Consider the following 12,826-nt stretch of genomic DNA (forward strand, 5'->3'; position numbering starts at 1 on the left):
ACCCGCCTGTAGCTGAATCCGTGGAATTGAATGCATGAAAATGAATCGCTTATCCAAACCGCCCATACCGCCTGAACTGCTTGGTCAAACGGTTGATTGGGCGATCGCTTCACGGCGCAGTATTCGGGCTTTCTTGCCCACTCCCGTACCGCGCGAAGACATTGAAGCGATCCTTGATATCGCTCGGTTCTGCGCAACGGGCGTGAACATGCAGCCTTGGCGCGTGCATGTCGTCACTGGAGAAGCAAAGACTCATCTTTCATGCGCCATCGCGGAAATTGACAACGACCCATCACTGGGCAGCGACCTTGAAGATGCCTACGACTACTACCCACGCGAGTGGACTTCACCCTATGTGGATCGGAGAAGGCAAGTCGGCTGGGAACTCTATGGGCTGCTGGGCATTGCAAAGGGCGACAAGCAGCGGATGCATGCGCAGCACGGCCGCAATTACCAGTTCTTCGACGCTCCCGTCGGCCTGATTTTCACCATGGACCGGGTGTTGAAGGAGGGCAGCCTCCTTGACTACGGAATGTTTTTGCAGGCCGTAATGATGGCAGCGCGCGGGAGGAATCTGCACACCTGCCCACAAGCCGCTTTTTTGAAATATCACCAGGTCATTTCGCAAGTCCTTGCGATCCCTTCGGATCAAATGCTGGTTTGCGGAATGAGCCTTGGATACGCCAACGAGACCAGTATCGAGAACACCTTGGTCACTGATCGGGAGCCGGTGAGCGCGTTCTGCACTTTTCATCACAATAATAAGGAAACGACATCATGAAGCCTGGTGCTTATGAGAGTGGGCTTGATCGCTGCAAGGCCAACCATCTGCCCCTGACGCCACTTGGTTTTCTGGATCGGGCAGCCCTTGTGCACCCGGATCGGGTAGCGGTGGTGCATGGCGAACTGCAACGAACCTGGCGAGAAACCCGCGGACGCTGCTATCGACTGGCCTCGGCGCTTTGCGAAAAAGGCCTGGGAGCAGGGGACACCGTTTCAATTCTGTCTCCTAACACGCCTGCCATGCTCGAAGCGCATTTCGGGGTCCCCCTCAGCGGCGCGGTACTCAATGCGGTTAATTACCGGCTGGATGCCGAAGGTGTGGCGTTCATACTGCGTCATGGCGAATGCAAGTTGCTCTTGGTGGATCGAGAGTTTGCTGCGCTGGCGGATGCCGCACTAGCGCTCCTCGAGCATCGCCCGATGGTGATTGATATCAATGATCACCTGGCGCCACTTTGCGCGAGTGTCGGGGACACTGACTACGAAACCTTCATCCGCAGCGGCAACCCTGATTTCGAAGGCGTATGGCCGGATGACGAGTGGCAGCCGATAGCACTCAACTACACCTCCGGTACAACCGGTGATCCAAAGGGCGTGGTCGCGAGCCATCGTGGCACTTACCTCATGAGTCTGCTGCAGATGACCAACTGGCCGCTCACGCGGGCGCCTCGTTACCTGTGGACATTGCCGATGTTCCACGCCAACGGATGGTGTTTTACCTGGGCGATCACGGCTGCGGCCGGTACGCACGTCTGCCTGAGAAAAGTGTGCGCAGAGACGGTGTTTGATGCGATCGATAACCACGGTGTCGATCACTTCTGTGCGGCGCCGATTGTCATGGCGATGATTGCCAATGCCGAAGATCGCCGCGTGCTCAAGACTCCGGTCCGAGTGCTGACCGCCGGTTCCCCACCTCCGGCCAGCGTACTCAACGCGGTGGTTTCACGAGGCTTCGATGTTGACCACGTCTATGGAATTACTGAAGTGTCCGGTACGCCGATCAGTTGCGTCTGGCAAGACGGCTGGGATGATCTGACGGTCGGTGAGCAAGGCGCTATGCGAGTGCGCCAAGGGGCTCGTGCAGCCGCCTTCGAAGGCTTGATGGTGGCTGACGCCGATACGATGCAGCCAGTAGCAAAGGATGGTCAGACAACGGGTGAGCTACTGCTCAGGGGCAATACCGTCATGATGGGCTATCTGAAGAATGGCAGTGCAACCCGAAAAGCTTTCGAAGGGGGTTGGTTTCATACGGGGGACGTCGCCGTCGTTCACCCCAACGGCTACGTCCAAATTACCGACCGTTGCAAAGACGTGATTATCTCCGGCGGGGAGAACATCTCGTCGGTCGAGATCGAAGAGACCATCCATGGTCACCCCGCTGTTCTATATGCCGCGGTGGTCGCTCAGCCTGATGACAAATGGGGGGAAGTACCGTGCGCGTTTGTTGAGCTGAAAACGGGTGTCGAGCCTCCCACCGAAGCAGAAATAATGGAGTTCTGCCAAGCGCGTCTGGCCCGATTCAAATGTCCGCGCAGAGTGGTCTTTATGGAGTTGCCGAAAACCGCAACCGGAAAAATCCAGAAGTTTTTACTTCGAGAGCAGGCAGGCAGTCGCGATGCCATTGTCCGTTTGGCTTCGAATGGCTAGGTCGTGGTCGCTTCCATCACATACAAATAATAAAAATCGGAGCGTTATAAGTGAGCCTGAAGAAAATATCTGCAACATTGGTGTCTGGCAGCATCGCCCTCAGTGGCCAGGCGTTTGCTGACTTTCTAAGCGATAGCAAAGCCACCTTGGGCATGAGGAGCTTCTACTTCAATAATGACAATCGCGATGGCGTCGCTGCCCCTTCGAAAACCGAAGAGTGGGCGCAGGGCTTCATGTTGGACTTCAAGTCGGGTTATACCGAGGGTGCCGTTGGTTTTGGTGTTGATGCCCTTGGGTTGCTGGGCGTTACCCTGGACAGTGGCAAGGGACGTCATATTGGCAGCTCGATGATTGCCTCGGACAGTGACAACCGCGCCGTCAACGAGTGGAGCCGGCTGGGGCTGACCGGTAAGGTCAAGACGTCCAAGACCGAACTGCGCTACGGCACCTTGATTCCGAAACTTCCGATTCTGGTCGCCAACGATGGACGGGTGCTCCCGCAAACCTTCGAGGGCGGCCAAATCACTTCGAGCGAGTTCCAGGATCTGACCCTGACGGGTGGGCGAATTGAACATGCAACCGGTCGTGCTTCAACTGACCGGACAGGGCTCGCCGCTATGGGCGGTACGCGTGAAAGCAACCAGTTCGCTTTCGCCGGGGGCGACTGGAAAGTCACCAAGGACCTGACAGCTCAGTACTACTATGCCCAGCTCGAAAACTACTATAACCAGCAGTTTTTCGGACTGACGCATATGCTCGCATTCTCGGACAGCCAATCGTTGAAAACCGACCTGCGCTACTTCAGGACTGACGCGTCAGGTGAAAACAGCTCCGGTACATCGGGCTACCGAATCAGCGGCTACACCAAAAACGGTGATGGCGTTATCGACAATCGTCTCTGGAGTGCTGCATTGATCTATAGCCTCGGCGCTCATGCGATAACGGCCGGCTACCAAAGCGTCTCGGACGGTAGCAGCTTCACCCAACTCAATCAGGGTGGCCTGGTAGATAAAGGCGCAGGAGGCAGCTCCTTGTACCTGTATACAGATCGTCTGATCCAGAGTTTCACCCGTGCAGGGGAGCGCACGCTATTCGGTCAGTACGCCTATGACTTTACCGCCCTGGGGATCCCGGGCCTGAAAGCCTCGGTCATGTACCTCTCCGGTGACAACATCAAGACGAGATCCGGTGACACTCAGAAAGAATGGGAAAGGGATATCTTTCTGGACTACGTCGTTCAGTCAGGAACGCTCAAAGGTGTTGGCTTCGGTTGGCGCAACGGTAAATCCAATAGCGAAGCCGTCCGTGACCAGGATCAGAACCGGGTCTTTGTAAGCTACAGCATTCCGCTGCTCTAAGGGTGCAGCATCACCGTATCGAGCGCTCCTGGTACTCGGCGCCCGGCCGCTGTCGAAAATGCTTGTACCAGGCGTCAAGATTCAAGACTGGCAGTCCGCCGCGAGGCTTGTACTGCTCAAGGCGCGCCATGACTATCTGACGGGTGGGAAAAGCCCGATTCTCAAGTCCGTCCTCAACGAGGTTCTTCAGGCCGTTCCACAAACGATGGACTGGTGGGATGATCCTGAAATCCTCCCGATCGGCGATACGGGCATTACACTGCGCGATGCCCAGGGCAGTGGGCGAAGCTATCGCATCAATATCCTTATTTCCAAGGACAGGCCTGGCCTTCGCATCGCCTTCTACGATGAAAAAATGTAAGCGGTCAACCTTACAATCTCCAGGCAGCCGAACCTAAAGCCACCGCCCACGCTGCCGATACCCCCGGTCATGAATCCGCGAGCCGCGTCCGCATCAGTATTGACTGAGCCGAAATGCGGTGCTCTGCTGGCCGACCGTGTCAATCAAGGAAAAGTGACAGTGATCATAGGTATCGATCTGGGCACCACCAACAGCCTCGTGGCGGCCTGGGACGGCGAACACGCCCGGCTATTGCCCAATGCCCTTGGCAATCTTCTTACCCCGAGCGTCGTTGGCCTCGACGACGATGGCCAGTTGATCGCCGGCGATATCGCTCGGGAAAGGCTGCACACCCATCCGCACCTCACCGCGTCGTTGTTCAAGCGTTATATGGGCAGTGCCCGTGAAACATTGCTGGGCGGGCGGGCCTACCGCGCGGAAGAGCTTTCGGCGATGCTGCTGCGCAGTCTCAAGGCTGACGCCGAGCGTGCCTTGGGCGTGCCCGTTCTCGAAGCGGTGATCAGCGTGCCGGCGTACTTCAGCGATGCCCAGCGCAAGGCCACGCGTATTGCGGGAGAGCTGGCGGGCCTGAAGGTCGAAAAACTGATCAACGAACCCACCGCCGCGGCGTTGGCCTACGGCCTGCAACAGCGGGACGAGGCCACCTTCCTGGTGTTCGACCTGGGTGGCGGCACCTTCGACGTCTCCATTCTGGAGCTGTTCGAAGGGGTCATGGAGGTGCGCGCCAGTGCCGGCGACAACTTCCTCGGTGGCGAAGATTTCGATGATCGACTTGTCGAGCATTTCATCGCCAGCATCGGCGCCGCCGATCTCCCTGATACGTCCCAGCCTGGCATGGCGCAGCGATTGCGGCGCGAGGCGCAACGTGTTCGCCATGCCTTGGGTCAGGCGCCGGTTGCGCGCTTTGTGCTGCGCGAGCAGGCACGCGAGTGGTGCCTGGAAGTGACCCAGAGCGATCTGGCGAACATCGCCCAGCCGTTAATGGATCGCCTGCGTGCGCCGATCGAGCGCGCGCTGCGTGATGCCCGGATCAAGGTCGCGGACCTGGACGAAATACTGTTGGTCGGCGGCACCACGCGCATGCCGCTGGTGCGCAAATTGGTGGCGACGCTGTTCGGACGGATCCCGGCGATGCAGCTCAATCCGGACGAAGTCGTGGCGCAGGGCGCGGCTATCCAGGCGGCACTGAAAGCACGCCATGCTTCCCTGGAAGAAGTGGTGCTGACCGATGTCTGCCCCTACACGCTGGGCATCGAAACCTCGGTACAGCTGGGCAACCAATACCAAAGCGGTCACTACTTGCCCATCATCGAGCGCAACACGGTGGTGCCGGTGAGTCGTTCCCGTAACGTGTCGACCCTCAGCGACAACCAGAAAGTGGTCAGGCTGGGTATCTACCAGGGCGAAAGCCGTTTGGTGGCCAACAATATTTTTCTCGGTGAGCTGGAAATCCCAGTGCCGCCGCGCAAGGCCGGGGAGATCACCCTGGACGTGCGCTTCACTTACGATAACAACGGCCTGCTCGAAGCCCAGGTGCATCTGCCGATCAATGGCGAAACTCGTCGGCTGGTCATCGAGAACAACCCTGGCGTGCTGGCCCCGGAAGAAATCGCCCGACGGCTGGCCGCCCTTGAAGCATTGAAAGTGCATCCGCGGGACCAGCAGGTCAATACGTTGCTGCTGGCTCGGCTGGACCGCCTGTATCAGGAAAGCCTTGGCGACGGACGAGACCATATTGCCGCACTGGCGAACCACTTCCAGCAAATGCTCGACACCCAGGACGAACACCGGATCCGCGAAGCCCGTGGCGACATCAGCCAGCGCCTTGCCCACTTCGAGATGGAGAGGTAAGTCATGAGCCATTGGCAAATGCTGGGCCTTGCCCCGGACGCGGACGAACGCAGTATCAAGCGCGCCTATGCACGGCTGCTAAAAGTCCATCGTCCTGACGAAAACCCTGATGAGTTCCAGCGCCTGCGCCAAGCGTACGAGGCGACGCTGGCCGAGGCACAGTGGCGTGCGCAGGCTGAAGATGAAGGCAGCTATGTTTCGCTAGATGTCAGCGAGCCAACCCCGGACTCATCTCCCACTGTTGTGCAGGCCTCTGCGCTCGCCATTTCTTTGGACGATATCGACGTCCAAACGTCCATCAGCCCGCCGCAACCGTCCCTTGAGCAGATGCAGCAATGGTTGGCCGAGGGCCGGGACCGCCAGGTAATGGACGGGCTTCGCGTTTGGCTGGCCAGTGACTGGCTGTTGCCGTTCGAGCGCCGCCAGCAGTTCGAGCTGAGCGTCCTGGAATGGCTCGAATCCGCGGAAGGCTGGTCGCCGGCCTTTTTCGATGGGGTGTGCAAGGTCATGGGGTGGGATGAAGCCCAGGCCACGCTGCCTTGTGAATATTGGCGTTGGGACCGCCTGATCAGACGGTGCGAGGCGCAAGCCTTTGCCGAGTCTGTGCGGGCGGACCTTACCAGGTTCGAAACCGATAAAGTCTACGGGCAGCCGGCCGCTCTGCTGCTGAAAGCCATGGCGGACGGTGACCGCCGTGAATTGGCCGATGGCTTTGACGGCGGTGACTGGCAACGTTTTGCCCAGCTCGCTCAAGCGATCGAATATCAGTATCCAGAGGTGCCCGGGCAGCTTGGATTGCAACCCGTCGACAACTGGCGGGATTGGCTACCCCCGACGAGCTATCGAGGCATCTACCTGTTCCTGTGGGTGGCGCTGTCCGTGGTGCTGATCACGTCGGTGTTCACCGGTCTGATAAGAAAGGATGGGCTGAGTTCGGCGGTTATCATGCCGGTGCTGATGATCGCAGTGAACTGGGTCGGCATGAAGGCCTACGGAATCTGGGCGCTGGTGGCCGTGACAGCGGCTCGGTTGGACGTGCTGCTCAGCCAGTGGTTGGTCCCGCGCCGTTGGTACCGACAGGGCGCCGGGCTGCTGTTGCTGCGCCACATCCTTCCCGGCGCAGCGCCCGCCTTCTTGGCGTACATATGGTCCGGCGGCCCTGCATGGTTGCGGTGGGGAAGCGCGGTCGCTGTGTTCCTTGGTGTCCTCTATTTCACCAACCAAGCGCTGAGCGGCGGTAAGGTTTCCATCTGGGCACGAGCATGGCGCGCCGTTAAACTTCGGGTCGGGCGGCTGCCTTGGCACACGCTGCAACACCCAGGTCTTGTGGTCGTGATTGTCGTGCTGGTGATGGCGGCGACGGTGTACTGGCGTATGAAAGGTGTCGCTTAGAAATAGATTTTTCAACGTCAGGCGCGCTGGCCGGGGGTATCGATAAAGGGGCGCTGATGAGCATGAAGCCAATAGAACGAACCTCTCCCCAAGGGTTGGAGGCTTATATTCGCGGCGAGCGCTTGGCGGCGTCGGATGATTTGGCCGGCCGCGACGTGTTGGTGCAGATATTCAACCGCGAGCCTCAGGAGGAAGGCTTTATCGTCCCAGCCGTCGCTGAGCCCTTGCTGGTATGGATCATGTCAGGCACCGCGGCGGTGCAGGAACGCAGCCTGGGCGGCGAGTGGCAAACCAGCGTCGTGTCCAAGGGCGATTTCTTTTTGACCACATCGGCTGAGCCCTACGAAATGCGCTGGAGCGTGTCTGGCGCAGACGCTTTTGTCGTGATGCATATCTACCTGGGCATCGCGCTGCTGGAGAAAGCCATTCAGGAGACGCTCGGCGGCCCTGGTGCTGTCCGTTTGCGCGAGGTGTCGGGTGGTCGTGACGACGTGCTGTCCATGCTGCTGGAACAGTTCCGCGCGGAACTGACCACTCGCCACCGGGGCAGCGGACTCTTTTTGCAGGGACTGGCGCAGTGCCTGGCCGTTCACCTCGCCCGTGAGTACCTGGACGATTCGGCAGACGATATCGCCCGTCGCAATGCTTTGCCGGCTTATAAACTGCGACGCGTATTGACGGACATGGAAGCCAATCTGCAAAAGGAGTTCAGCTTGCGGGCGTTGGCCGAAGCAGCCGACATGAGCGAATTCCACTTCAGCCGGCTGTTCAAGAAAGCGACGGGGCACTCGCCTTCGCAGTTTTTCATCCGACTGAGAATGGCCCGTGCCCGGCAGCTTCTGTTGGAGACGGATCGCAGCATTATCGATATCGGCCTGGACGTGGGGTACAGCAGCCCAAGCCATTTTTCCCAAGTTTTCAAACGCCAAGTGGGCGTGACGCCGAGCCACTATCGCAAGTGAGCCCTTTGCCGATGTGTTCGTCATCGCGGTGTCCAAAAAAAGCGCGGTGCAGACAACGCCGCACCGCGCGGATCAGGACCAGCATCAGCCCACGGGAATACTCATGCCGCCGTCAGCCATGACCACCGACCCGACGATGAAGCTGGCGCGTTCGGAGGCGAGGAAGGAGACGATTTCGGCAATTTCCTCTGGCGCCGCCGCCCGGCCGATGGGGGCCGATTTACCGTGTTCCTCCAGGAAACCGCGGCCGTCGTCCATGAAGTGGTTCAGCAGGTTGGTCACCACGTCGCCGACGCCGATGGCGTTTACCCGGATGCCGTGCTCGATTGCTTCAAGCGCCTGGGTGCGCGTCAGTTGGGCGAGGGCGCCTTTGGAGGCGGTGTAGGCGGCGATGCCGGGGAACGCAAAATACGAGGCGTAGGAGGCGATGTTCACGATCGCCCCGGATTTGTTTTTCATCATTGCCTTCATCGCTTCGCGAGAATGCAGGAACGCGCCGGTGACGTTGGTTTCCATCTGCCACGTCCAGTCTTCGCGCGTCATTTCCACGATCGGTTTGTAGAGAATTCGGCCTGCGTTATTGACCAGCACGTCCAGCTTGCCGAACGTCCCGACGGCCAGGGCGACGGCTTTTTCAGCGGAGCCATCCACGGTGATGTCCGCGACGAAGGGCACAATGCCGTCTCGCTCCAGGTCGTTTACAGACGGGTCGATGTCCTCGGCGATTACTTTGGCACCGCGGGCATGGAGCAGCTCGGTAATGGCTTTACCAATGCCACTGGCCGCACCGGTCACCAGGACTACTTTGCCTGCAACTTCATCAGGGGTTGAATTGAATTGAGTCATGACAGGTCTCCAAGCAGTGGTTGTCAGTCGTTTCGACGGTTCAACTCTGCTGCTTTTTGACGTGCCTCTCTTCGGCAGCCTTGCTCGGACTGTTGGGTTTTTGCTCCTTTCTCGTTTGTTGGCCGCGCTAAACCTGGAAGTCAGCGACGCCGATCAATTGAAATACTTCTTCTTCCGAGGGCGCGAAGGTGATGTCCAAGTTACGGTAACCGGAGTGATCCCCTGTCAGGCTCAATTCGAATCGCGCCCCGGAGGCGTCGGCTTCGTAGCTCTTCAAGTACGTCAGGTTCCTGGCTTGATTGAAAACCACGTCCAACGTGCCGTTGTAGCCATTTCCCAGTCGGGTAAAGCCCAGGGCGGACACATCGATCGTGTCTTCACCGGCGGTATAGTCCATCAGGCGATCAGCGTGGTTTTCGGTATCGGTACGGTAACTGTCGCTCAGTGCGTCGAAGCGGAACACATCGCTGTTGCCGCCACCCGTTAATAAGTCCCGGCCTTCTCCGCCAATCAATGCATCGTTCCCTAGCGCGCCATAAAGGCGATCGTCGCTCGCGAACCCTTCGATGATTTCGCCCCGAGCGTTGCCTTGTAATTGATCAACCCCTTCGGTGCCCATCAACCTGGCTTGCTGGAACAGGATGTTGGTTTCATCCAGCGCTTGGCCCAGGTTTCCGTCGAAGACCACTTCGAAGCGTTCCCCCTGCGCATTGGCCTCGAAACTCTTGAGGTAGGTCCGCGTCCCGCTTTCATTGACGCGTATCGCCAGGGTTCCGTCATGTCCATCACCCAGCCCGAGGAAGCCCAGGGAGGAGAGGTCGAGCGTATCGGTGCTGGGGTCGAAGTCGGTGATTCGATCGCTATGGGCCGTGGTTGTGGTTCGGTAGCTGTCGGTGACTGACTCGTAACGGAACGTATCGGCCCCAACACCGCCCGTCAGCTGGTCGCGACCTTGCTGGCCATCGAGCAGATCGTTACCGGCCCCGCCAAGGATCGCATCGTCGAACGACGCGGTACCCAGCAAGAAGTCATCCTCGCGGCCACCGTCAAGGTGGTGATAGCCGTCGTCGGGATTGCCGAAACTGTGGTCCAGGCTGCCGTCGGGGTTCAACTGGACCAGGGCGGCCAGATAGCCGTCCGCGCTCGTGCCTTGGCTTCCGCCAATCAACAGCTTGCCGTCGGCCCGCACGACCATGTCGGCGACCGCGAAGGGAGCGCTTTCCGAGCCCCAACGCACCTGACCCTGATCACCAAAATCGGTATCGAGCGAACCGTCGGCGTTGAGTCGGATGACGCTCGCCACGCCACCTGAGGCGCCCGCCAGCAGGATTTTTCCGTCATCCTGTATGACGAGCGCGTCTGCATGAACATCCAGGACCAGGCTGCCCCCATTCGCAAAGGTGCTATCCAGCGTACCGTCCGGGTTGAGGCGGGTCAGGGTATCTTGCCCGGTGACCAATACCTTGCCGTCTCCCTGCAGCGAAACGTCAATCGTGCCGCCGGGGTGGATACCAACGGACGTTGGCAGGTGCAGGACCCCAGCCTCAGCGAAAGACGAGACCAAGGTCCCCGTCGCGTCGAAACGAGCAATATAGATCTCCCCGGAGGGATACCCGGCGCTTGCGAAAAAACTGCCGTCGTGTTGCACGGAGAACGACGCTTGCTGGCCAAGATTGTCATTCCAGTAGAAGGGCACTGTCGCGGTGCCGCCATTGCCGAAACTCGTGTCGAGGCTGCCGTCGGCCAAGGTGCGACTGACGCCCGACACCCAGGCGTCGCCGACTTTCACGTACTGCGCCACCAAGTAGCTCCCTCCCGGCTGCACGGCGGCATTCCCGCCGTCCTCGATATCGAGCGACACAGGGAGGAGGGACTTACCGTCTCCACTGAAGTTGCGGTCCAGGCGACCCTCGGCATTGAACCGGACCAGGCTGCCGGTAAAGCCTGAATCCTCTTCGCCTCCCAGTCCCAGGCGACTATAAGCGCCCAGCCAGATGTTACCGTCCGGATCGACCGCGATACCTGCGACGGTGTCCGAGCCCCATAGGGTCGTGGCTACCGTGCCTGTGTTCCGCACGGCTGAAGCGGCGGGCGAAGTGCTCTGAGTCATGTCCATGTCTCCGATGGCTATACGTCGCCAAAGACAATAGACAGGGCTCGGTCTGGTTTCCACTTTGTGAAGCGAGTGTGTAAAAACACAACGAGGCTTAAAAGCCCTGTATCGAACTTTTATTTCATTGTACGTTGGAGCCGTAGCTGGCTTTGAAATGAATGATGACCGTCCCCGGCCACAACACTCGCAAAGGAATGACATGATCGATGGTCCCGCCGTTTTGACAGTCTTTTTGGTATACCTGGCCGGTGTCGTCATTCCAGGACCAAATTTCGTTGCAGTAGTACACAAGGCGGTTGCTGCGACGCGCGCAGAAGCTTTGGCTTTGGTAGCAGGCATCGTATTGGTCAATGTATTTTGGGCAACCTGCGCAATCGCAGGTATCGGCGTTGTATTTGCTGCGTTCCCTTGGGCGGCGCTGATCGTAAAAGTCCTGGGCGCAGCCTATTTGATGTGGTTTGGATTCCGACTGCTGCTCAAGGCGGGGAAGAGCGCGCTTGCCCCCTGCAATGATGCAGTCGTCGCAAACGCTCGGCAGTCGTTCATTCAGGGGGTCGTTACAAACATCGGCAACCCTAAATCCATGGCTTTCTATGCCGCTATTTCTCAGCGGCGGCCCCCACGCACGTTTCAACCAGCACGTTTTTGGCGATGCTGGCAGTCGTAGCGGTGGTTTCGATGACTTGGTACGGAGTGGTCGCAATCGCTCTTTCGCAACCTGGGATTGCTTCAGCGTATCGAAGGAGGAAAAAAGCTATTGATCGATTATGCGGTGGTTTGATTTTGTCTCTTGGGATACGGCAGCTGGTTCGATAGGCCTACGATTGAGAGGGAAACCGGGGGACAGGCCACGATTTTGGACTCATCTGTAATCGGACTGTCTCATAATCGTGGTCTGTCCCCGTTTCTACTCTGCAAGCGTCGAAATGGAAACCAGCTTCGTTACTTTCACACAACAATGACAGCCATGGATCGTATGCTGCTCCTCACAACAGGCAAAAAACGACCGATTGTGTCGAAAAAGTCGATATTGTTATCCTCGACCGTTCTCATGGACTGGTTCTGGATAGATGCTCATGTTGACTGGCTTGAATCATCTGACGTTGGCGGTTGCGAACCTTTCTCTCAGTATTGAGTTTTATGTGGCTCTTCCCGGCTTTAGATTGGCTGCCCGCTGGGAGACGGGAGCTTATCTTTCCCTCGGTGACCTCTGGCTTTGTCTGTCTGTCGACGAGAGCCGCGTGGCGGAAAAAAAGCCTGATTACACCCACTATGCGTTTTCGGTGGGGCAGGACGACTTTGAAGAAGTCGCCGCTTACTTGCGGCTTCGTAAGGTAATTGAGTGGAAATCCAACTCGAGCGAAGGCAACTCGTTCTATTTTTCGGATCCCGATGGGCATCGCCTGGAAGTGCATGTAGGCAGCCTAGCTTCAAGGCTTGAGCAATGCCGGCGCCAGCCGTATGCAGGTATGGAGTTTTTTGACTGACCGTTTTTGTCTGATTTTATTGAAGA

The 12,826-nt window shown here is 58.4% G+C and carries 10 protein-coding genes and 1 pseudogene; 9 read left to right on the top strand and 2 right to left on the bottom strand.

Features of this window, described 5'->3' with window-relative positions; all coding sequences use genetic code 11:
• Window positions 1-34: 34 nt before the first annotated feature.
• From AB4N42_RS15055 to AB4N42_RS15085, 7 genes are all read left to right on the top strand, one after another.
• On the top strand, window positions 35-781 hold the full coding sequence (locus AB4N42_RS15055; protein WP_407683081.1) for a nitroreductase: 747 nt from the start codon (window positions 35-37) through the stop codon (window positions 779-781).
• Complete coding sequence (locus AB4N42_RS15060; RefSeq protein WP_460114906.1) at window positions 778-2,430, top strand: AMP-binding protein; 1,653 nt, start codon at window positions 778-780, stop codon at window positions 2,428-2,430. The genes AB4N42_RS15055 and AB4N42_RS15060 overlap by 4 nt, the downstream gene beginning before the upstream one ends.
• 50 nt (window positions 2,431-2,480) lie before the next feature.
• Window positions 2,481-3,788: an OprD family porin gene (locus AB4N42_RS15065; RefSeq protein ID WP_460114907.1), complete on the top strand. Its 1,308-nt coding sequence runs from the start codon at window positions 2,481-2,483 to the stop codon at window positions 3,786-3,788.
• 58 nt (window positions 3,789-3,846) lie between these two features.
• Entirely contained in the window at window positions 3,847-4,149 is a 303-nt protein-coding gene (locus AB4N42_RS15070) for a hypothetical protein (protein WP_407683084.1), read from the top strand.
• Between the two features lie 159 nt (window positions 4,150-4,308).
• Window positions 4,309-6,000, top strand: a complete 1,692-nt coding sequence (locus tag AB4N42_RS15075; protein ID WP_258647652.1) for an Hsp70 family protein — start codon at window positions 4,309-4,311, stop codon at window positions 5,998-6,000.
• Between the two features lie 3 nt (window positions 6,001-6,003).
• Window positions 6,004-7,392 carry a J domain-containing protein gene (locus AB4N42_RS15080; protein ID WP_198795774.1) on the top strand — a complete coding sequence of 463 codons (1,389 nt, stop codon included), beginning with the start codon at window positions 6,004-6,006 and terminating at the stop codon, window positions 7,390-7,392.
• A gap of 62 nt (window positions 7,393-7,454) precedes the next feature.
• Entirely contained in the window at window positions 7,455-8,354 is a 900-nt protein-coding gene (locus AB4N42_RS15085) for a helix-turn-helix domain-containing protein (RefSeq protein WP_431147508.1), read from the top strand.
• 84 nt (window positions 8,355-8,438) lie between these two features.
• Here AB4N42_RS15085 and AB4N42_RS15090 read toward each other — a convergent pair whose 3' ends face one another.
• Window positions 8,439-9,200 (bottom strand): SDR family NAD(P)-dependent oxidoreductase, encoded by a 762-nt coding sequence (locus AB4N42_RS15090; RefSeq protein ID WP_460114908.1) that lies wholly within the window; start codon window positions 9,198-9,200, stop codon window positions 8,439-8,441.
• A gap of 127 nt (window positions 9,201-9,327) precedes the next feature.
• Complete coding sequence (locus AB4N42_RS15095) at window positions 9,328-11,310, bottom strand: M10 family metallopeptidase C-terminal domain-containing protein (protein ID WP_460114909.1); 1,983 nt, start codon at window positions 11,308-11,310, stop codon at window positions 9,328-9,330.
• Between the two features lie 202 nt (window positions 11,311-11,512).
• On the opposite strand from AB4N42_RS15095, the pseudogene AB4N42_RS15100 reads away from it, so the two are divergent.
• A pseudogene (locus AB4N42_RS15100) lies at window positions 11,513-12,129 on the top strand (LysE family translocator).
• Between the two features lie 260 nt (window positions 12,130-12,389).
• The gene (fos, locus tag AB4N42_RS15105; protein ID WP_030141766.1) at window positions 12,390-12,800 is read left to right on the top strand and encodes a fosfomycin resistance glutathione transferase; all 411 of its coding nucleotides are present in this window, start codon (window positions 12,390-12,392) and stop codon (window positions 12,798-12,800) included.
• The last annotated feature ends 26 nt before the right edge of the window (window positions 12,801-12,826 follow it).

The sequence above is a fragment of the Pseudomonas sp. H2_D02 genome, from assembly GCF_054677635.1.